We start from the raw sequence: 20,646 nt of genomic DNA, 5'->3' as shown, positions 1-20,646 counted from the left end.
CGCAACCTCAGCCGGTGGGCGCGACGGACGAATGGATCGGATGGGCTACCGGGCGCGCCCGGCCGGGGACTGGCGGTGCGCCAGGTGGGGCCCGGCGGTCCGGGGCCGGGCCTAGACGGCCATGCCGTACACGATGGTGAACAGCGTGCCCAGCGAGCCGATGATGAAGACCCCGGTCAGACCCGCGATGATGAGACCCTTGCCCTGCTCGGCGCTGAACGTGTCGCGCAGGGCCGTCGCGCCGATGCGCTGCTTGGCCGCGCCCCAGATCGCGATGGCCAGGCAGAGCAGGATGGCGACGGCCATCACCACCTCGACCATCACGCGAGCCTCGTTGCCCAGGCTGCCGAACGGTCCCCAGTCTGGGGCGATACCGCCGATGATCGTGTTGATGTCGCCTTTTGCGGCCGCGAGATGCATGTAAGTCACCGCCCCTGTTGGGTTGTTCCGTACCCCCTGCCACCGTCGCAGAGGTCAGGGCCATTCTCGCCGACAATGCCGCTGTCGTATGTCGACTTGACGTCATTGATTGGCGGGTTTCGTATGTGTCCCTTGCATCCGGCCCGCTTGGGACCCTCGCGAGGGGCGTGGACGGGTGTGTGAAGGGGCGTATGGTCACTGTGTGTATCACGGCAGGTCACGCCGGGCAACGAAGTCGCAGCGCAACCCCACGTGTGGTTCCGTCGTTGACTTCTTCTGTGCCGTGAGCGCATGGCCGACCCCTGGTGCGAGCCGACCGGTCGGCCCGTGGCGTTCGGGTGTCACCCGTACGAGCGGAAGGCTATCCCTGAACAGGGGGCGCATGTGCGTCGGGTGGCGGCATGTCAGATCGCACGGGTGTGCGTCGAAGCACGGGACGTGCCGGGAGCACGCACGGCGACGGGCCGCGGCTGGTTGCCGCGGCCCGTCTCCCGGAGGGTGCCGTCTGTAAGTCCCCACTTACTCGCTGACGGCGTCCGTCGTGTGTTGGGGGAGGGGGATCAGCGGGTGAAGGCGCCGATCCCCTGCGGGGTGCCCCAGCCGGTCGGGCCGTCGTAGCCGGACCGGGCCGTGCAGAAGTAGCTGGTGGAGCAGGAGCCGTTGCTGCCGCTGGTGACGTCGTTGAGGGCGGACGTGCCGGCCGCGGCGTACGGGTACGCGGCCGGGTAGTCGGTGCTGCCGGGGGTGCCGGCCAGGGCGTAGACCCCGGCGATGATGGGCGCCGAGGCGCTGGTGCCGCCGTAGGTCACCCAGCCGGTGCCGTCGCCGTAGGTGTCGTAGACCGAGACGCCGGTGGCGGGGTCGGCGACGGCCGAGACGTCGGCGACCATGCGCTTGGAGCAGCCCGAGTCGGTCTGCCAGGACGGCTTGGCGTCGTACGCGGAGCAGCCCGAGCCGGTGCCCTCGGTGCTGCTCGTGTTCCACACGCTCTCGCTCCAGCCCCGGCTGTTGGATGCGGTGGAGAGCCGGGTGCCGCCGACGGCGGTGACGTACTTGGAGGCGGCCGGGTACTCGGCGCCGTACCCCTCGTCGCCCGCGCTCACGGTGATCGCGACGCCCGGGTGGTTGAAGTACGAGGAGTCGTACGTCGAGTCGGAGGAGGATTCGGAGCCGCCGTAGCTGTTGGAGACGAACCGGGCGCCGAGCTTGACGGCCTCGTTGACGGCGGTGCCCAGGTTGCTCATCGAGGCGGACTTGGCCTCGACGAGCAGGATGCTGCAGTTCGGGCAGACGGCGGAGGCCATGTCCAGGTCGAGGGATATCTCACCGGCCCAGCCGCTGTCCGCGGAGGGGAGGGACGTGGTGGAGCCGGTCTGGCCGACCTTGGTGAAGCAGCCGTTGGCGGAGGTGCAGTCCGGGAGGCCGTAGTAGGAGCGGTACTGGGCGAGGTCGGACTCGGCGTTCGGGTCGTCGTACGCGTCGACGATCGCGATGGTCTCGCCGGAGCCGTTGGCGGCGGCGGCGTCGGTCAGGCCGTAGGCCGACTGCAGGTCGCCGGGGCCGTAGCCGGTGGGGGAGTCGGAGGCGGCCTTCGGGGAGACGGCCCGGGGCGCGATGCCCTCCTCCTCGGCCTGCTGCCGCTGGAAGGCCGTGATGCCGCCGGTGACGCGCAGGGCGTTGCAGGCCATCTCGCCCTTCTTCTTGGGCAGGGCGCAGGAGCGGGTCCAGGTCACCTTGGGCGATGCGGACGTGGCGGAGGAGGATTTCGCGGACCAGGTTGCCGCCGAGGCGGCGGCGTCCGCCTGGGCCGCGGTGCCGAGGCCGGTGAACACGAGGGCGGCGGTGGCGACCGCGGCCGAGCCCACGCGGCGCCACCTTCCGTGCCGGGCCGGTCTGTTGGGGGGTGTCGTACGCAACGTGCGTTCTCCTGAGTCGGATTGAACAGGGAAGTGCGTGCGGGTGCGTCGCCGGTTCGGTGTCTCCGGCGACGAGGCGGCGGCCCGCGACGAACCCTGACTTGTTGAGTACGCGACAAACAAGGGCCTCCGGCATTCCTGACTTCCGCATTGCCGAACCGAGGTGTCCGCCTTACCGGTCGATGGCCGGTGGATGGCGGGGGCGTGGTGCCGGCTTGACGGGACTCGCAGGGAGGGCGCCGGGGGTCCTGAGAGCGCTGCGAGGGCGGGTCTACGCGCATCCGCCTGCGGGGTGCGGTGCGGGCTCATTTCGAACTGACGTTCATCGCACGTGTGCGCAGTGATGGGAGGGAAGAAGTCTGTATGGGCCGAATGCCCCCGTTGAGCTGCGGGAATGAGACCTCATAGAGGAATTTCAGGGTGCTCAAAGAGTTTTTCTCACCTTTCTAGGCCACAGTAAGAGGTGATGAACCGCATCAGACGCCCCCCTGGCAACCGCCGGCACGCGTTCTTCGGTGCCGTCGTGTTGCTGGCTGTCACGTCCTCCTCCGTGGCGGCGGCCGCCGGCGGTCCCGGACCGCTGGGCGTGACCGTGCAGGCGCCGGCCAGTCGGGCCAGCTCTCGCGTCGGCGCGCTGTTCGGCGCGTCCGGCGGGCTGGAGGGCGGTCACTTCTGCACCGCCTCGGTCGTGCACAGCAAGCGCGGCAACCTGATCGTGACCGCCGCGCACTGCGTGGGCGGCGACACCCTTTGGTTCGCCCCGGGCTACCGGGACGGCAAGGCGCCCTACGGCGTGTGGAAGGTGACCAGGACCTTCGTCGGCGACCGCTGGAGCGGTGGGCAGGACGAGGACAGCGACGTGGCCTTCGCCACCGTGGAGTCCATCGGCGGCGTCGAGGTCGAGAGCATCGTGGGGGGCAACAAGTTCGTCACCGGGCACGAGACCGGCGCCACCGCCGTCACCGTGACCGGCTACCCCGACTCCGCGGAATCCCCGATCACCTGCACCAACAGGCCGACCGTCCACAGCAGGACCCAGCAGCGCATCGACTGCCCGAGCTTCCCCAGCGGCACGAGCGGCAGCCCCTGGGTGAACGGCTACGGCGAGGTCGTGGGCGTCCTCGGCGGACACGAACAGGGCGGTTCCACCCCGGACGTGTCCTACAGCGTCGTCCTCGGACGCGAGGCCGCGGATCTGTACCGGACCGCGTCCGGCGGGTAGGAGGGGCGCCGCGTCCGGCGGGTAGGACGGGTTCCGCGTCCGGCGGGCAAGGCCAGCATCGGTTCGGCGGAGGACCCCAGCGCCGGTTGGGCGGGTAGGACCAGCGCCGGTTCGGCGGGCAGCGCCTCTTTCCTCACAGGCGGGTTCCAGCACCACCACCGCCGCGTCCGGCGGGGAGGACCACTGCCGCAGTCGGCGGGTGGCACCACCGCCGCAGTCGACGGGTACCCCCACCGCCGCGTCCGGCGCGTGGCACCACCACCGCGTCCGGCAGGCAGGGCCATCGCCGCATCCGGCGGTAAGGGCCGCCGTCGCCATCAGGCGGTCAGCACCCCCGCCCCCAGGGGGCCTTCGCCGGTGGCCGATCTTCTGCGGTCCACGTCGTACGGCCAGGACTTTTCCGGGCCGTCGCACAGCTCTCACCTCTACACTGACCCTCGGCGTACTCCCGGGCGGCGAGGGGCGGTTGACGGTGCGTAAGGCGTGGATCTGGGCGACCGTAGCCGTCGGTGCCGCGCTGAGCTTCGTGATGCTGCTCGTCGTCGGGGTCTACACGGTCGCCGGGAACCTCGCGAACGGCATCGGCGGAGGATCCGTCGCCCTCGCCAAGAACGCCGTCCCCGCCGCGTACTCAGCGATCGTGCAGAAGTGGGGCAACCTGTGCAGCGCCATCAACCCCGCGCTGCTGGCCGCCCAGCTCTACCAGGAGAGCGGCTTCAACCCGAACGCCAAGAGCCCCGCGAAGGCCGAGGGCATAGCGCAGTTCATCCCCGGCACCTGGGCCGTCCACGGCATCGACGGCAACGGCGACGGCAAGGCCGACGTGTGGGATCCGCGCGACGCGATCCCGTCGGCCGCCTCCTACGACTGCAAGCTCGCCTCCTACGTCAAGGACGAGCCCGGCAACCCGACCGAGAACATGCTCGCCGCGTACAACGCGGGGGCGTACGCGGTCATCCGCTACGGAGGCGTGCCGCCGTACAAGGAGACCCAGAACTACGTCAGGACCATCACGACCCTGGCGAAGAGCTTCGCCGCGCCCGTCCAGCGGCTCGACCCCTCCAAGCAGGCGGCCGGGGCGATCTACTACGCGCAGAAGAAGCTCGGCACCCCCTACCTGTGGGGCGGCGACGGCACGCCCGAGGAGGGCGGACGCTTCGACTGCTCGGGCCTGACCAAGGCCGCGTACGCGAGCGTCGGCATCACGCTGCCGCGCGTCGCCAACGACCAGTACAACGCCGGACCGCACCCCAGCCGCGACGAGCTGCTCCCCGGCGATCTGGTGTTCTTCTCGCACGACCCGACCGATTCCCGGGCCATCCACCACGTCGGGATCTACGTCGGCGGCGGCTACATGATCGACGCGCCGAGAACCGGTGCCGTGATCCGTTTCGACCCGATCGACGGCTCCGACTACTTCGGGGCGACGCGTGTCACCGAGGATGGCGCGAAAGCGCTGCCCACGACGGTGTGAATCGGGATGTGAACGGCGTATGCGCGGATCTGCCCTGGCTGGAACCTTCCCTCACACCCACCCCCGTGAGCTGCGAAGACGTGTCTCTCTTCGATAACGTCTGCGTGATCATTCGGTGGAATGTGGAACGTGGGGAACAGGACTGTGCGTTCCTTCTCCCGTAGAGCGTTGACGTACGGCAGCCGGCTCGACGTGGAGCGGATCTACGACCACGGGGGTGGTGAAGCGGCGCGCGCACGGCGCGTCCGCGGACGGGACGGACGACGAAGGGGCCGCGCACGATGGCTGGACTGGCCGAGTCAGGGTCGAACCCCGACGTCGATCTGCTCTACGACATCAATGGCCTGGCCAAGGAAGCGCCGCACTGGTTCGACCGGGTCATGGCGTTCGTCGGCGAGTGGGGTCTGCTGCTCGCCATGGTGCTGCTCGTCCTGTGGTGCTGGACGAGCGTGCGGCGCAGGGGAGATGAGGACGCGGCGTCGTCCGTGGCGGCGATCGTCTGGGCGCCGCTGGCCGCCGGTATCGCCGTGCTGGTGAACGTGCCGATCCGGGGCTTCGTGGAGCGCCCCCGGCCGTTCGTCGACCACCAGGGGCTCGACGTCCTCGTCGCCGGCAAGACCGACTACTCCTTCGTCAGCGACCACGCCACGCTCACCATGGCCATGGCCGTCGGACTCTTCGTGGCGAGCCGGAAGTTCGGGCTGCTCGGTCTCGGCCTGGCGCTCCTCGAGGGCTTCTGCCGGGTCTACATGGGCGTGCACTACCCGACGGACGTCATCGGCGGCTTCGCCCTCGGCACGGCCGTCGCCCTGCTGCTCTCCCCGCTCGCCACGGCGATGCTCACCCCGGTCATGAAGGCCGTCGAACGCTCACCGCGTGCCGGCCGGCTGATCCGGGCCCGCGGCGGGCGCGCCGCGGAGACCGTCATCTCCGGGGCGCGGCGCGAGCCGTCCTGCCCTCAGGACCGGGACCTGGCGGCGTAGGCTCCCCGTCTTGGGGCGCCGCTCACAGCGACTGCGGGAACGTGAAGAAGCCGTCCGGGTCGTACCGGTGCTTCAGCTGGGCGAGGCGCGTGGCCGCGTCCCCGTAGTACGCCTTCCGCCAGTTCGTCAGGGACGGGTCCGCGTAGTTCTGGTACGCCGCCCCGGACGCGTAGCCGCGCATCGACGTGTGCGCGGAACTCAGCCAGGACTGCGCGGTTGCGCCGGAGGTGCCGGCCCGCCAGCTCGCGATGTACTGCGCCAGCATCCGCGACCGGCGGTGCACGAACGCAGTCGCCGTCGGAGCCACCCGGTTGACCGCGCCGCCGAGGGCGGTGAAGGCGACGCTGCCCGCGCCGCCCCGCACCTGTGCGACCTGCCGCAGGATCGTCTGGATGCCGTCCGCCGGGATCGAGTGGTCGAAGAAGTCGGAGCGGGCCGCGTACGTCTCCCGGCCGAGGGCGCCCTGCGGGCTGCGACCCGGTGTCGAGCCCGGCAGGTGGCACTGGGCGGCCGTGGGGAAGGAGGAGCAGCCCGCGTACGCCTCCATCGCGCCCCGGTAGGAGTGGCGCCGGAGCGAGACGCTGCGTGCCGGGGCGCCGACCTTGGCGGCCAGGCGGTCGACGGCGTTCTGGAGTTCGCCGTAGGTGCCGAGCGAGAAGGCGGCGACGGAGACGGTGGGGGTGCCGCCGTTCTCGAGGTGGCAGGAGGACCAGATCTCGTCGGGCTGGACGGGCCCCCACTCCTGCCAGGCCCTGAGCACGGCGGCGGCCCTGGACCAGGGCCAGGTCAGGTATGCCGACACGGCCTGCGGCGCCGGGTGGGTCCTGAAGCGGAGCTCGGTGACGACGCCGAAGTTGCCGTTGCCCGCGCCGCGCAGGGCCCAGAACAGGTCCTTGTTCTCGGTGGCGTCGGCGACGAGCTGCTTGCCGTCCGCCGTGACCAGGGTCGCCTGGGTGAGGCTGTCGCAGGTCAGCCCGTACGCCCGGGAGACCACTCCGTGGCCGCCGCCGAGGGTGAGGCCGGAGACGCCGACCGTGGGGCAGGAACCGGCGGGTATCGTCACGCCCTTCGCGGTGAGGGCGCGGTAGACGTCGATCAGCTTGGAACCCGCGCCTATGACCGCCTCGCCGCCGCTCGCCCGTATCTTGTTCAGCTTGCTCACGTCGATGATCAGGCGTCCGTCCCCCGAGGACCAACCGGCGTAGGAGTGCCCGCCGTTGCGTATGGCGACCTTGACGCGGTGCACGCGCGCGTACGCCAGCGCGGTGCGGACGTCGTCGGTGTGCGCCACGTATGCCACGGCCGCCGGCTTCAACGCGTCGAAGCGGGTGTTGTACAGCTGGCGGGCGGTGGGCCAGACGCGGTCGCCGGGGCGCACCAGGGTGCCGTCCAGGTCCCTGGCCAGGTCCGCCCAGTTGGCCGGGGCCTGCACGCCGGCACTGTCCGTCCGCAGGGACGTGCCGATGCCGGCCGAACCACCGCCGCTGCACGCGGTGGTGGTGACCGTCGCCGCGAGCGCGGCGGTGGCCCCGCCGATGAACGTACGCCGTTGCATGTGCGCCTCCCTTGGGTTCCGCAGAACGAGACGGGGGCTCGTCGCGGAGGGTTGCGCAGGTGAGTGCCACAGAATCGCTACAGGGTGAGAGCGGTGCGGAGCGTACGTCCGGCGTCGAACCGGAGCTCGGGGACACCCTTAACCGGCCTCGTGCCCCTCCGCGTCCGATCGCGCCAGGCTGCGGGCCCTGCGGGCCGGCCCCCGCCAGCCGCAACTGCACCGGGCCACACAGAAACGGCCCTGTTCGACCGTTGTCGTGCGGTGCTTCTCGGAACCGGCGGCGATGTCCTGCTGCTCCACTCCCACAAGGTTACCCAGGGCAAGTGAACTGCCGAAGGCGCGCGTGACGGGTCCCCCTACCCGTCGTTAACCGGAACGACAGGAGGGCACCGGGACGGACCGGCTGGGGGTAGGCAGGCGATGGTGGTGCGGCAGCGCGGTCGGGTCGGTGCGGCGGTGGTCGCGACGGTGGGGCTCCTGGTCTGCTCGCCCTCGCTCACCGGCTGTGCGGGCGACGGGGCCGCCGCCGAGGACGCGCGCTCCGGCCCGGGCGCCGTCCAGGCGCTGCACCAGGCGGCAGCCGTCCTGGTGCGCGAGGGCAGTTCCAAGGCCCGTACGTCGATGGAGATGGCGACCGGCGGCACCCGGGTCACGATCCGCGGCGAGGGCGTCTATGACTACCGGGGACGGCTCGGGCGGCTGACGGTGACGCTCCCTCAGGACCCGGCGGGCGCCGAGGAGCACCGTCCCATCACCGAACTGCTCGCGCCGGGCGCCCTCTTCATGAAGAACCGGGGCGCGGGCGTGCCCGCGGACAAGTGGGTGCGGGTCGACACGACCACGCTCTCCGACGGCAACCTGGTCACCGGCGGCGCCACCGACCCGTACACGGCCGCGGAGCTGCTGCGCGGGGTGCGGAAGGCGACGTATGTCGGCAGCACCCGGATCGGCGGGACCCCGGTGCGGCACTACCGGGGGGTCGCCGACATCGGGCTGGCGGCGCGCGACGCGTCCGCCGGGAACAGGAAGGCGCTCCAGGCGGCGGCGAAAGGGTTCGCCACGGCCGAGGTCCCGTTCGACGCCTACCTCGACGACGAGGGGCGCGTCCGCGAGGTCCGCCACCGGTTCAGCTTCGTGGGCGGGCGGCAGAAGACGCCGGTGGCGGTGGCCTCGACGACGGTGCTGTACGACTTCGGGGCCCCGGCCGACGTACGGCTGCCGGCGGCCGGGGACATCTTCGCCGGGAAGATCGCCGAGCAGTGAGGTGGGGGTGCGGGCCGGTCGTGGCGCGGGCGAGTGGCCGGAAGTGGCGCGGTTGAGGGGGCCTGAAATGGCCCGTCCGTGCCATGCGCCGCCCAAGGGCCGCTCCCTACCCTGGGAAGCGGCCCCAGGAAGCCCGGTGACGGCAGAAAGAGGTGATGCGCGTGGCTCCGGTCGGCGGTACGGCAGTTCAGGACCACGTGGCCCTCGCCGAGATCGAACTGTGCGGTGACCTGATCATCGCGGCCTCGGCCGCGCACGAGGACCGGCTGAGTCTGGAAAGCATCGACGAGGTGCTGAAGGTGGCCGAGGAACGGGACGCCTCCGGCGAGTGAGCCGCCGGCGTCAGGTCCGCAGCAGGCGCCCGATCGCCTTCGTCGCCTCCTCCACCTTCGCGTCGATCTCCGCGCCGCCCTTGAGCGCGGCGTCCGCGACGCAGTGGCGCAGATGCTCCTCGAGCAGCTGGAGCGCGAAGGACTGCAGGGCCTTGGTGGAGGCCGAGACCTGCGTGAGTATGTCGATGCAGTACACGTCCTCGTCGACCATGCGCTGCAGGCCGCGGATCTGGCCCTCGATGCGGCGCAGGCGCTTGAGGTGCTCGTCCTTCTGCTTGTGGTAGCCGTGGATGCCGCGGTCGTGATCGGTCACCACGGCGTCGGTGCCCCCCGAGGGCGCTGTCGCGCCGGCCCCGGTCGTCGTCATCGCGTCCTCCTCGTGCCCCGCTGCGGAGAGATACCCCCCACGGGTATATGGTAACGAACTTTGCTGGGTATACGGCCCTGTGGTCACTGCCCGGCCACCTCCGCAGTGCCCCCGTGAGGACCACACTGTCCGATGGGTGACACTGGAGGACGGCCCCTTAGCCGTGGCCGGAAGATGCCCTTAGCATCAGCCTGACCGAAACCGAAGCACCCCGAGGACCCCACGTGCGCTTTCGTCTGACCCCCAGGGAGACGAGCTTCTACGACATGTTCGCCGCGTCCGCGGACAACATCGTCACCGGCTCGAAACTCCTGATGGAACTGCTCGGGGCGGACACCTCCGCCCGGGCCGAGATCGCAGAGCGTATGCGGGCCGCGGAACACGCCGGTGACGACGCCACGCACGCGATCTTCCACCAGCTGAACTCCTCGTTCATCACGCCGTTCGACCGTGAGGACATCTACTCCCTCGCGTCGTCCCTCGACGACATCATGGACTTCATGGAGGAGGCCGTCGACCTGGTCGTCCTCTACAACGTCGAGGAACTGCCGAAGGGCGTCGAGCAGCAGATCGAGGTGCTGGCGCGGGCGGCGGAGCTGACGGCCGAGGCGATGCCGAACCTCCGCACGATGGAGAACCTCACGGAGTACTGGATCGAGGTCAACCGGCTGGAGAACCAGGCGGACCAGATCCACCGCAAGCTGCTGGCCCACCTGTTCAACGGCAAGTACGACGCGATAGAGGTCCTGAAACTCAAGCAGATCGTGGACGTCCTGGAGGAGGCCGCGGACGCGTTCGAGCACGTGGCCAACACCGTGGAGACCATCGCGGTCAAGGAGTCCTGAGGCGTCCATGGACACCTTCGCTCTCATCCTGACCATCCTGGTCGCACTCCTCTTCGCATATACGAACGGCTTCCACGACTCCGCGAACGCCATCGCGACATCGGTGTCGACGCGGGCGCTGACCCCGCGGGCGGCGCTGGCGATGGCGGCGGTGATGAACCTCGCCGGCGCCTTCCTCGGCAGCGGCGTGGCGAAGACGGTCAGTGAGGGGCTGATCCAGACGCCCCAGGGCAGCAAGGGGATGGGCATCCTCTTCGCGGCACTGCTCGGCGCCATCGTCTGGAACCTGATCACCTGGTACTACGGCCTGCCGTCGTCCTCGTCGCACGCGCTGTTCGGCGGACTGGTGGGCGCGGCCCTCGCGGGCGGTACGGCGGTGCACTGGTCCGGCGTCGTGGACAAGATCATCACCCCCATGTTCCTGTCGCCGGTGGTGGGCCTGATCGTCGGCTACCTGGTGATGACGGCCATCATGTGGATCTTCCGCCGGTTCAACCCGCACAAGGCGAAGCGCGGATTCCGGATAGCCCAGACGGTGTCGGCCGCGGGCATGGCGCTCGGCCACGGTCTGCAGGACGCACAGAAGACGATGGGCGTCGTGGTGATGGCCCTGGTCATCGCCGACGTCGAGAACTACGGGGACCCGATCCCGGTGTGGGTGAAGCTCGTCTCCGCGGCGATGCTGTCGCTGGGCACGTACGCGGGCGGCTGGCGCATCATGCGCACGCTGGGCCGCAAGATCATCGAACTGGACCCGCCGCAGGGGTTCGCGGCGGAGACCACGGGGGCGTCGATCATGTTCGCGACGGCGTTCCTGTTCAAGGCGCCGATCTCCACGACGCATGTGATCACCTCGGCGATCATGGGCGTGGGCGCGACGAAGCGGGTGAACGCGGTGCGCTGGGGCGTGGCGAAGAACATCGTCCTGGGCTGGTTCATCACGATGCCTGCGGCGGCGCTGGTCGCGGCCACCGCGTTCGGGCTGATCAACCTGGCGTTCCTGTAGGGGTGCGGACTCCGGTGCCACCGTGCCGGCCCGTGGCTTCGAGATGCGGGTGTCGGCAGGGTGGCAAAACTGGAGGTATGGGTAGCAAGGCACTTCTCGAAGGTGGACCCGAGGAACTGGCCGGGAAGGTCGTGCCGGTTGTTCCTCCCGGCCAGGAGCTCAAGATTCCGCACCGTGGTGGGTACGAGCACTACAAGGTCACCACGCGCCATCAGGATGTCGAGGAGCAGAACGTCACCGTCTACCGGTGGTGGGAGCGTACGGAAGTGGCCGAGTAGCGGCCCGGGACACGAGCGGGCCCGCCCCCGGGAGCCAGGGGCGGGCCCTCTTCGGCCTCGCGGTGGCACCGCCATGCAGCACCGCGAGGGGTCTTCGCACGGACCGCCGGATCAGCCGAAGCGACCCGAGATGTAGTCCTCGGTCGCCTGGACCGACGGGTTGGAGAAGATCCGCTCGGTGTCGTCGATCTCGATCAGCTTGCCCGGCTGCCCCACGGCCGCCAGGTTGAAGAACGCCGTACGGTCCGAGACACGGGCCGCCTGCTGCATGTTGTGCGTCACGATGACGATCGTGAAGCGCTCCTTCAGCTCGCCGATCAGGTCCTCGATGGCGAGGGTGGAGATCGGGTCGAGGGCGGAGCAGGGCTCGTCCATCAGGAGCACCTTCGGCTCCACCGCGATCGCCCGCGCGATGCACAGACGCTGCTGCTGACCACCGGAGAGGCCGGAGCCCGGCTTGTTCAGGCGGTCCTTCACCTCGTTCCAGAGGTTGGCGCCCTTGAGCGACTTCTCGACGATGTCCGCCAGCTCGCTCTTCTTGTAGTTGCCGTTCAGCCGCAGCCCGGCCGCCACGTTGTCGAAGATCGACATCGTGGGGAACGGGTTCGGGCGCTGGAAGACCATGCCCACCTCACGGCGGACGGAGACCGGGTCGATCCCGGCGCCGTACAGGTCCTCGTCGTCGAGCAGCACCTTGCCCTCGACGCGCCCGCCCGGCGTCACCTCGTGCATACGGTTGAGGGTGCGCAGGAACGTCGACTTGCCGCAGCCGGAGGGGCCGATGAACGCCGTCACCGACCGCGGCTCGACCGACATCGAGATGTCCTCGATCGCCTTGTGGGAGCCGTAGTAGGCGGTGAGCCCGCTTACGTCGATTCGCTTGGCCATGACCACTTCACTTCCAGAAAGTCTTGATCGGTCGCTGTATGGCCGCCTCAGCGACCGGTCTTCGGGGCCTTCCAGCGGGCGATGCCGCGGGCCAGCAGGTTGAGGATCATCACGAAGGCGATCAGCGTCAGCGACGCCGCCCAGGCCCGGTCGTACGCGGCGTTGGCGCCGGCGCTGTTCGCGTACTGCTGGTAGATGTACAGCGGCAGCGACTGCTGGGCACCCTCGAAGGGGTTCGCGTTGATGAAGCGGTTGCCGAACACCAGCAGCAGCACCGGCGCGGTCTCACCGGCGATACGGGCGATCGACAGCATGATGCCGGTCGTGATGCCGCCGATGGAGGTGGGCAGGACCACCTTGAGGATGGTGCGCCACTTGGGGACGCCGAGCGCGAGGGACGCCTCGCGCAGCTCGTTCGGGACGAGCTTGAGCATCTCCTCCGTGGAGCGGACCACGACCGGCATCATCAGGATGGCCAGGGCGAGCGAACCGGCGAAGCCGAAGGGCTCCATCTTGAAGATCAGCATCAGGCTGAGGATGAACAGGCCGGCGACGATCGACGGGATACCGGTCATCACGTCGACGAAGAAGGTGACGGCCTGGGCGAGCCTGCCGCGCCCGTACTCCACCAGGTAGATGGCGGTGAGCACGCCGATCGGCGCACCGATGACGGTGGCGAGGCCGACCTGCTCGAGGCTGCCGAGGATGGCGTGGTAGATGCCTCCGCCCGGCTGGGAGTCGGGGACGACGCCCATCGAGTGGGTCAGGAAGTAGATGTCGAGGACCTTCACACCGCGCGAGAGGGTCGTCCACACCAGGGAGACCAGCGGAATCACGGCGAGCAGGAAGGCCACCCACACCAGGGAGGTCGCGATGCGGTCCTTGGCCTGACGGCGGCCCTCGACGCGCGCGGCGACGGCGTAGGTGCCGAGGAGGAAGAGGATCGCGGCGATCAGGCCCCACTGGATGTGGCTGGTGAGACCGGCGGCGGCGCCGATGCCGCACGCGACGGCGATCGAGCCGGCGGCGATGGCCCACGGGGACCACTGGGGCAGGCGGGCGCCGCGCAGGGTGCTGGGGCGCTTGTCGGCGACAAGTGCGTTGCTCATGCGTTGGCCCCCGAGTACTCCTTGCGGCGGGCGATGATCGCGCGGGCCGCGCCGTTGACCAGCAGGGTGATGACGAACAGGACCAGACCGGAGGCGATCAGCGCGTCACGGCCGTACTCCGTCGCCTCGTTGAACTTGCTGGCGATGTTCTGGGCGAAGGTGCCGCCGCCCGGGTTGAGCAGGCTGCCGTGGATGAGGAAGTCCGGGGAGAGCACGGTGGCCACGGCCATGGTCTCGCCGAGCGCGCGGCCGAGGCCGAGCATCGAGGCGGAGATGACGCCGGAGCGCCCGAAGGGCAGCACCGCCATGCGGATGACCTCCCAGCGTGTGGCTCCGAGGGCCAGAGCCGCCTCCTCGTGCATCCGCGGGACCTGCCGGAAGACCTCACGGCTCACGTTGGTGACGATCGGCAGGATCATGATCGCGAGCAGGATGCCCACGGTGAGCAGCGAGCGCGGCGGCCCGCCGTCCCAGGACAGGATGCCGGTCCAGCCGAAGTAGTCGTTCAGCCAGCCGAAGAGCCCGGTCAGGTGCGGTACGAGGATCAGGGCGCCCCACAGGCCGTAGACGATGGACGGCACGGCGGCGAGCAGGTCGATCACGTACGCGATGGGGCCGGAGAGACGGCGCGGGGCGTAGTGGGTGAGGAAGAGCGCGATGGCGACCGCGATCGGGACCGCGATGACCATGGCGATGATCGAGGAGACCACCGTGCCGAACGCCAGGACGGCGATGCCGAAGACCGGCGGAATCGCTCCGGTGTTCCACTCGAAGGTGGTCAGGAAGTTGCCGTGGTCCTTGCTGATGGCCAGGTAGGCCCGGTAGGCGAGGAAGACCGCGATCGCGGCCATGATCACCAGCAGCAGGATGCCCGACCCACGGGACAGACCGAGGAAGATCCGGTCTCCGGGCCGGGTGGCACCGCGGGCCGCGCGCTTGTGTTCGGCCACGGACGGCTGGGGGGCGGGAGGAGGCGCTTGTGTGTTCTTCGTGGTTATGTCCATCGGGATCTCCGGTCTGCGGAGCCGCGCTCGTGGCTCGGCTCCAGGCGGCGGTGCACCGGACGGTGCGGCCCGTCCCCGCGGGGACGGGCCGCACACTCAGGTCAGCTCAGGCCCTCGATGGTGGTGCGGACCTTGGAGATGATCGCGTCGGGGATCGGCGCGTAGCTGTTCTGGGTCAGGATCGACTGGCCGTCCGTGCCGGCGATGTAGCGCAGGAAGGCCTTGGTGGCGGGCAGGGTGTCCGCCTTGTTGCCCTTGTCGCAGACGATCTCGTAGGTGACCAGGACCATCGGGTAGGCACCGTCGGCCTTGGTGGTGTAGTTGAGCTTCAGCGCCAGGTCCTTGCCGGTGCCGACGACCTTGGCGTCCGCGATGGCCTTGCTGGCGGCGTCGGTGGAGGGCTTGACCGGCGAGGAGGCGCCCGTGTCGATGGCGACCGTGTTCATGTCCTTGGCGTAGGACAGCTCGAAGTAGCCGATGGCGCCGGCGGTCTGCTTCACCTGCTGGGCCACACCCGCGGACTGCGGAGCGGACTGGCCGCCCGGGGCCTGCCAGGCCTTGCCGCCGGAGTACTTGCCCCAGACGGCGGGGGCCGCGGCCTTCAGGTACTTGGTGAAGTTGTCCGTGGTGCCGGACTCGTCCGAACGGTGGAAGGCCGAGATCTTGGTGGACGGCAGCTTGGCGTTCGGGTTCAGCTTCTTGATCGCCGGGTCGTCCCAGGTCTTGATGTCGCTGTTGAAGATCTTGGCCAGCGTGGTGGCGTCCAGGACCAGGTTGTCCACGCCCGGCAGGTTGTAACCGACGGCGATCGGGCCGCCGACCATCGGCAGGTCGATGCCCTGGCCGCCACCGGTGCAGATCTTCTTGGAAGCCTCGATCTCCTCGGGCTTCAGCGCGGAGTCGGAACCGGCGAAGGCGAGCTGGCCCTGGGTGAACGCGGTGACACCGGCACCGGAGCCGCTGCCCTTGTAGTTGATCTGCACGCCCTGGCAGGCCTGGCTGAAGGCGGCCGTCCAGGCGTCGATGGCGTTCTTCTGCGCGGATGAGCCGTCGGCGAGCAGCTGGCCCTTGGCGTTGTCGCACTTGATCGAGCTCGTGTTGGCCGCACCCGCGGAGGCGCTGGAGCCCCCGCCGCTGCTCTTGGAGCCCGTGTCGTCGGAGCCGCACGCCGTGAGGGCCAGGGCGCCGGAGACGGCGAGAGCACCGAGGGTGAGGGCCCGCCGGTTCATGCGCTGAAGCTTCACTTTCGGGAGTTCCTTCCAGGAGCCGCCGTCCTGATCGGCGGCGTGCGAGAGGTAGGCGATGTGGGCGCGCATGCGAGGTCGCGCCCGCCACCTGGTAAGGCCGAAATTAGGCAGATCAGGTGAAGGCGCCTATGGCCGAAAGTGAACGGGGGGTGAACCCCTGCGGACGGTGTGGTTAGGTCACGGAACGCTTACGTCGAGGACACGGGGTGATCCCGGATTCTCCTCGCGACCTTCGTCCTCTGCGCAGCGGTCCGGATCCGCTCATGTCGGACGCACCCGCGACCGCGCGCGTCACTCCGCGCCGGGCCTTGGGGCGGTCGGCTGCTCCAGCACCCTGAGCAGGGTGTCGACGAGCTCCTTGTCGCGCGGGTGGGTCAGGCGGTGGCGGGCCGCGGCCGGGGGGAGCCACAGGACGCGGTCGACCTCACGGCTGGGGGCGAAGGAGCCGCCCGCGGCCTCGGCCGCCCAGTAGTGGACCTGCTTGGGGCGGCCGCCGGCCAGATAGTGCGCGGTGGGCAGGGGCGCCCCGGGCACGGCGGTGCAGCCCGTCTCCTCCGCCACCTCCCGCACCGCCCCCGTGAGCGGGTCCTCGCCGCGCTTCAGCTTGCCCTTGGGGTGGGACCAGTCGTCGTACTTCGGCCGGTGGACCAGACAGATCTCCAGGGCGCCGTCTGCGGGCGAGCGGCGCCACAGGACACAGCCGGCCGCGCGGATGGTCTGATCGGTCATCGGGTGCTCCGGCTCCTCTCCCGCGCATACGGTGCGCGCCCTGTGAGCCCTGCCGTCCCTGCGGCGCCTACGGAGTACCGACCGCTTGTTTCTGCCACGACAGCTGGAAGGCGAAGCGGGCCGCCTCCACCTCGTGGCGCTGGTCGGCGTGCAGCACGCCCAGGGCGTATGCCGTCGCCGGGGCGATGCGCGGGGTGCGGGCCGCCGCTGCCGCCGCGGCCGCCGCCTCGGAGGCGTCCCGGTGCCGGTTGAGGGCCTGCCCGGCCGCCAGCAGCCGCACGTCGACCGCCGGGTTCTCGCCGTACGGCCCGTACAGCACCTCACGCGCGTAGCGGTGCAGCCGCAGCAGCAGCCGGACCTGGTGCCAGGGGCCGTCCTGCGGGTGCGGGGCCGGGTCCGGCGACAGTCCGTGGACGAGGGCCTCCGCGTTGTACGGGTGGCCCGCGGTGACCAGCGGCAGCGCGGCCACCGCGTCGGTCAGCCGTTCCTCGGCCGCCGCGGCCTGCGGGCGCAGGTCGGCGGTCGCCGCGGCCGGGGTGAGCGGGACCTCGCTGGCGAGTAAGGCGACGCTGTCCGCCACCGCGTGGAAGCGGCTGGAGCCGATGGCCTGCAGGGCCGCCGAGTGGGCGCGGGTGCGGGCCAGGGTGAGCTGACGCTCCAGCAGGGCGCCCGCCTTCGCGGCTCCCACGGTCAGGTTGCCGCGCTCCGGAACAGCGTCGGCCCGGTCGCGCGACCCGGCGCCCTCCGCCGCGCCGGTCGTCTGCGTGGGGAAGGCTGACGAGCCCGACAGCCGGTGCAGGGCGAGCAGCAGGCGGTCGAGCCGGGCCGCGTAGGCGTGCTCGCGGGCCAGCGTGCCCGACAGCCAGGCCAGCTCCGGCCGCATCGCCTCCGACCACTCGGCGTCGAGCAGGGCGCGGAACGTGTGCAGCGTGCCGCTGATACGACGTGCCGAGCGGCGCAGGGCGAGCGCGGCGTCGCCGAAGTCCCCCGTACCGCCCCCCTCCCCCGTTCGCGACTTCGCCCGAGCGGGGGGACCCCCGTCACCGGCCTCCCGGTGCCGGCGCAGCGAGCGGAGGAACTCCGTCGCCTGCGCCCGCAGGTACTCCGCGAGGGCCTCCCCGGCGGGGGCACCTCCCTGCTCGCGGGGGTCCCCCCGCTCGAGCGGAGTCGAGAGTGGGGGAGCGGTCGAGAGCTTGCGGGAGGGCCCGGTCGTGGGCCCGGCCGTGGGGTCGGTGGGCGGATCAAGGTGTCGCTGTGCCACGCCGGCGCCTCCGGGCGTCTATGAGCATCTCCTGGATGTTCGGCAGGGGCTGGCCGTCGGCGTCGAAGGCGTGCCGGATCCACTCGCCGTCCGGGCCCAGGTGCCAGGACGAGGTGGTGTCGGACATACCGGTCTCCAGGAGCCGGTTGAGAGCCGCCCGGTGCGCCGGGTCGGTGACCCTGACGAGCGCTTCGATACGGCGGTCGAGGTTGCGGTGCATCATGTCGGCGCTGCCGATCCACACCTCCGGCTCGCCGCCGTTGCCGAAGGCGAAGACGCGGGAGTGCTCCAGGAAGCGGCCGAGGATGGATCGTACGCGGATGTTCTCCGACAGGCCGGTCACGCCCGGGCGCAGCGCGCAGATGCCGCGCACCCACACGTCGACGGGGACGCCCGCCTGGGAGGCCCGGTAGAGGGAGTCGATGACCGCCTCGTCCACCATCGAGTTGACCTTGATGCGGACGGACGCGGGCCGACCGGCCCGGTGGTGCTGGATCTCCTTGTTGACCCGCGAGACCAGACCGTCGCGCAGGGACTTGGGCGCGACCAGCAGGCGGCGGTAGATCTCCCGGCGGGAGTAGCCCGACAGCCGGTTGAACAGGTCGGACAGGTCCGCGCCGACCTGCGGGTCGGCCGTCAGCACCCCCAGGTCCTCGTACAGTCGTGCGGTCTTCGGGTGGTAGTTGCCCGTGCCGACGTGGCTGTACCGGCGAAGCGTTTCCCCTTCCTGCCGGACGACCAGGGACAGCTTGCAGTGGGTCTTCAGCCCGACGAGACCGTAGACGACGTGGCAGCCCGCCTCCTCCAGCTTGCGGGCCCACTTGATGTTGGCCTGCTCGTCGAAGCGGGCCTTGATCTCGACCAGCACGAGGACCTGCTTGCCGGACTCGGCGGCGTCGATCAGCGCGTCGACGATCGGCGAGGTCTCCGAGGTGCGGTACAGCGTCTGCTTGATCGCGAGGACGTCCGGGTCGGCGGCGGCCTGTTCCAGGAAGGCCTGTACGGACGTGGAGAAGCTGTCGTACGGGTGGTGCAGCAGGACGTCCCGCTCGCGCAGCGCGGCGAAGATGTCCGGCGCGGACGCCGACTCGACCTCCGCGAGGTCGCGGTGGGTGCCGGCGACGAACTTGGGGTACTTCAGCTCGGGCCGGTCGAGGTTGGCGATGCCGAAGAGGCCGGTGAGGTCCAGGGGGCCGGCCAGCGGGTAGACCTCGGCCTCGGAGATCTTCAGCTCGCGCACCAGCAGGTCGAGGACGTACCGGTCGATGGACTCCTCGACCTCCAGGCGCACCGGCGGGCCGAAGCGGCGCCGCATGAGCTCCTTCTCCAGGGCCTGGAGCAGGTTCTCGGCGTCGTCCTCCTCGACCTCGAGGTCCTCGTTCCGGGTTATCCGGAAGGTGTGGTGCTCCAGCACCTCCATGCCCGGGAACAGCTCCTCCAGATGCGCGGCGATGACGTCCTCGATGGGGACGTAGCGCTGCGGGGAGGCCTCCAGGAAGCGGGAGAGCAGCGGCGGCACCTTGACACGTGCGAAGTGGCGGTGGCCGGAGACCGGGTTGCGCACGACGACCGCGAGGTTCAGGGACAGGCCCGAGATGTACGGGAAGGGGTGCGCGGGGTCCACGGCGAGCGGGGTCAGCACCGGGAAGATCTGGTGCCGGAACAGCGTGAACAGCCGCGCCTGCTCCTTGTCCGTCAGCTCGCTCCAGCGGACGATGTGGATGCCCTCCTCCGCAAGGGCGGGGGCGACGTCCTCCTGGAAGGTGGCGGCGTGCCGGGCCATCAGCTCGCGGGAGCGGGCCCAGATCATCTCCAGCACCTCGCGGGGCTGGAGGCCCGACGCGGACCGGGTGGCGACCCCGGTGGCGATACGGCGTTTCAGTCCCGCGACCCGGACCATGAAGAACTCGTCCAGGTTGCTGGCGAAGATCGCGAGGAACTTCGCGCGCTCGAGGAGCGGCGTGTTCGGATCCTCGGCGAGCTCGAGGACACGCTCGTTGAACTGGAGCCAGCTGCGCTCGCGGTCCAGGAAACGGCCCTGCGGCAGCTGGGCGCCCTCGGCCTCCTCGTAGGCGTCGAGGTCGGCGTCGAGGTCGGGATCGAGTCCGGAGACCGCCGCGGCCACGGTGTGCGGGCGGTGCGCGGCGATGGAGCCCACGGAGGGCTGCTGGTTCTGCATGTTCGCGCGACCCGAGGGCTCCCCCTCGTGGGGGGTTCCGGGGGACGTGTGGACCGGCGCCTGGGCGTTCTGCTGGCTCATAAACCCATTCTTCCGCGCCGAACGGGTGACGGGCGCGTCGGAACGACCGGGCGGCAGCGAGCGCGCACGGTCCGCACCGGCCCCGTTCTCCGGGGGCGGCAAGGGTCCTGGCACGGCGACGTTCATTGACCGAGCGTCGCAAGCCCGTCTGAATCAGTGGTTACGGCGACATGACGTGCGGGATAGCGCGCGGAGGCCCGGGGACATCGCCCCCGCCGCCCCACCTGTCCCACCCTCCAGGGGCTCCGCCTCTTCAGCCCCAGCAGGGGCTCCGCCCCTGGACTTCGGTGGGGACGCGTCGTCTGGACCTCGCTGGGGCTTCGCCCCTGGACTTCGGTGGGGACGCGTCGTCTGGACCTCGCTGGGGCTCCGCCCCCTGGACCTCGGCCGGGACGCGTCCCCCGCGCCCCGCTGGGGCTTCGCCCCAGACCCCATCCGGGGGCCGGCTCCGGGCCCCCGCTCCTCAAACGCCGGAGGGGCTGAATCT

The 20,646-nt window shown here is 70.4% G+C and carries 19 protein-coding genes; 8 read left to right on the top strand and 11 right to left on the bottom strand.

The annotated features are described in order from the left end of the window. Positions 1–111 precede the first annotated feature (111 nt). Together C3488_RS32690 and C3488_RS32685 are read right to left on the bottom strand one after the other, a co-directional pair. Positions 112–420 carry a hypothetical protein gene (locus C3488_RS32690; protein WP_043441655.1) on the bottom strand — a complete coding sequence of 103 codons (309 nt, stop codon included), beginning with the start codon at positions 418–420 and terminating at the stop codon, positions 112–114. Between the two features lie 560 nt (positions 421–980). After that, complete coding sequence (locus tag C3488_RS32685) at positions 981–2,336, bottom strand: S53 family peptidase (RefSeq protein WP_103844502.1); 1,356 nt, start codon at positions 2,334–2,336, stop codon at positions 981–983. A 466-nt stretch (positions 2,337–2,802) separates the two neighbouring features. Here C3488_RS32685 and C3488_RS32680 point away from each other — a divergent pair, with 466 nt between their 5' ends. The 3 genes from C3488_RS32680 to C3488_RS32670 all read left to right on the top strand — a co-directional run bounded on the left by C3488_RS32680 (position 2,803) and on the right by C3488_RS32670 (position 6,015). Next, positions 2,803–3,558, top strand: a complete 756-nt coding sequence (locus C3488_RS32680) for a serine protease (RefSeq protein WP_103844501.1) — start codon at positions 2,803–2,805, stop codon at positions 3,556–3,558. 466 nt (positions 3,559–4,024) lie between these two features. Continuing rightward, the gene (locus C3488_RS32675) at positions 4,025–5,032 is read left to right on the top strand and encodes a bifunctional lytic transglycosylase/C40 family peptidase (protein ID WP_258053807.1); all 1,008 of its coding nucleotides are present in this window, start codon (positions 4,025–4,027) and stop codon (positions 5,030–5,032) included. Positions 5,033–5,313: 281 nt separating this feature from the next. Next, positions 5,314–6,015 carry a phosphatase PAP2 family protein gene (locus C3488_RS32670; protein ID WP_103844500.1) on the top strand — a complete coding sequence of 234 codons (702 nt, stop codon included), beginning with the start codon at positions 5,314–5,316 and terminating at the stop codon, positions 6,013–6,015. 22 nt (positions 6,016–6,037) lie between these two features. Here C3488_RS32670 and C3488_RS32665 read toward each other — a convergent pair whose 3' ends face one another. Then, positions 6,038–7,570, bottom strand: a complete 1,533-nt coding sequence (locus tag C3488_RS32665; RefSeq protein WP_103844499.1) for an FAD-binding oxidoreductase — start codon at positions 7,568–7,570, stop codon at positions 6,038–6,040. 420 nt (positions 7,571–7,990) lie between these two features. Here C3488_RS32665 and C3488_RS32660 point away from each other — a divergent pair, with 420 nt between their 5' ends. Beyond that, on the top strand, positions 7,991–8,833 hold the full coding sequence (locus C3488_RS32660; protein ID WP_103844498.1) for a hypothetical protein: 843 nt from the start codon (positions 7,991–7,993) through the stop codon (positions 8,831–8,833). A 155-nt stretch (positions 8,834–8,988) separates the two neighbouring features. After that, positions 8,989–9,165, top strand: a complete 177-nt coding sequence (locus C3488_RS40880; RefSeq protein WP_181139290.1) for a hypothetical protein — start codon at positions 8,989–8,991, stop codon at positions 9,163–9,165. 10 nt (positions 9,166–9,175) lie between these two features. Here C3488_RS40880 and C3488_RS32655 read toward each other — a convergent pair whose 3' ends face one another. Continuing rightward, positions 9,176–9,532, bottom strand: coding sequence for a metal-sensitive transcriptional regulator (locus C3488_RS32655; RefSeq protein ID WP_103844497.1), 357 nt, complete (start codon positions 9,530–9,532; stop codon positions 9,176–9,178). Between the two features lie 224 nt (positions 9,533–9,756). Here C3488_RS32655 and C3488_RS32650 point away from each other — a divergent pair, with 224 nt between their 5' ends. The 3 genes from C3488_RS32650 (at position 9,757) to C3488_RS32640 (ending at position 11,661) form a co-directional block, all read left to right on the top strand. Further along, positions 9,757–10,377 (top strand): DUF47 domain-containing protein, encoded by a 621-nt coding sequence (locus C3488_RS32650; protein WP_103844496.1) that lies wholly within the window; start codon positions 9,757–9,759, stop codon positions 10,375–10,377. Positions 10,378–10,384: 7 nt separating this feature from the next. Further along, complete coding sequence (locus tag C3488_RS32645) at positions 10,385–11,383, top strand: inorganic phosphate transporter (protein ID WP_103844495.1); 999 nt, start codon at positions 10,385–10,387, stop codon at positions 11,381–11,383. A 77-nt stretch (positions 11,384–11,460) separates the two neighbouring features. Continuing rightward, the gene (locus tag C3488_RS32640; RefSeq protein ID WP_103844494.1) at positions 11,461–11,661 is read left to right on the top strand and encodes a DUF5988 family protein; all 201 of its coding nucleotides are present in this window, start codon (positions 11,461–11,463) and stop codon (positions 11,659–11,661) included. Between the two features lie 111 nt (positions 11,662–11,772). On the opposite strand, the gene pstB is transcribed toward C3488_RS32640, so the two are convergent. The 7 genes from pstB to C3488_RS32605 form a co-directional block, all read right to left on the bottom strand. Further along, complete coding sequence (gene pstB, locus C3488_RS32635; protein ID WP_103844511.1) at positions 11,773–12,549, bottom strand: phosphate ABC transporter ATP-binding protein PstB; 777 nt, start codon at positions 12,547–12,549, stop codon at positions 11,773–11,775. Between the two features lie 47 nt (positions 12,550–12,596). Then, the gene (gene pstA / locus C3488_RS32630) at positions 12,597–13,658 is read right to left on the bottom strand and encodes a phosphate ABC transporter permease PstA (RefSeq protein ID WP_103844493.1); all 1,062 of its coding nucleotides are present in this window, start codon (positions 13,656–13,658) and stop codon (positions 12,597–12,599) included. Beyond that, on the bottom strand, positions 13,655–14,662 hold the full coding sequence (gene pstC, locus C3488_RS32625; protein ID WP_103844492.1) for a phosphate ABC transporter permease subunit PstC: 1,008 nt from the start codon (positions 14,660–14,662) through the stop codon (positions 13,655–13,657). Before pstC ends, pstA begins: the two co-directional genes overlap by 4 nt. A 101-nt stretch (positions 14,663–14,763) precedes the next feature. Further along, positions 14,764–15,906 (bottom strand): phosphate ABC transporter substrate-binding protein PstS, encoded by a 1,143-nt coding sequence (gene pstS / locus C3488_RS32620; protein ID WP_103844510.1) that lies wholly within the window; start codon positions 15,904–15,906, stop codon positions 14,764–14,766. Positions 15,907–16,200: 294 nt separating this feature from the next. Continuing rightward, positions 16,201–16,638 (bottom strand): NUDIX hydrolase, encoded by a 438-nt coding sequence (locus C3488_RS32615; RefSeq protein ID WP_103844491.1) that lies wholly within the window; start codon positions 16,636–16,638, stop codon positions 16,201–16,203. Between the two features lie 67 nt (positions 16,639–16,705). Then, positions 16,706–17,899, bottom strand: a complete 1,194-nt coding sequence (locus C3488_RS32610; protein WP_103844490.1) for a CHAD domain-containing protein — start codon at positions 17,897–17,899, stop codon at positions 16,706–16,708. Beyond that, the gene (locus tag C3488_RS32605) at positions 17,880–20,285 is read right to left on the bottom strand and encodes an RNA degradosome polyphosphate kinase (RefSeq protein ID WP_181139289.1); all 2,406 of its coding nucleotides are present in this window, start codon (positions 20,283–20,285) and stop codon (positions 17,880–17,882) included. The genes C3488_RS32610 and C3488_RS32605 overlap by 20 nt, the downstream gene beginning before the upstream one ends. Positions 20,286–20,646 lie beyond the last annotated feature (361 nt).

The organism is Streptomyces sp. Ru72 (assembly GCF_002920635.1).
Lineage (GTDB): Bacteria > Actinomycetota > Actinomycetes > Streptomycetales > Streptomycetaceae > Streptomyces.
Note: the sequence above shows the minus strand (reverse complement) of the source record. Positions and strands in the feature narration are given on the sequence as shown.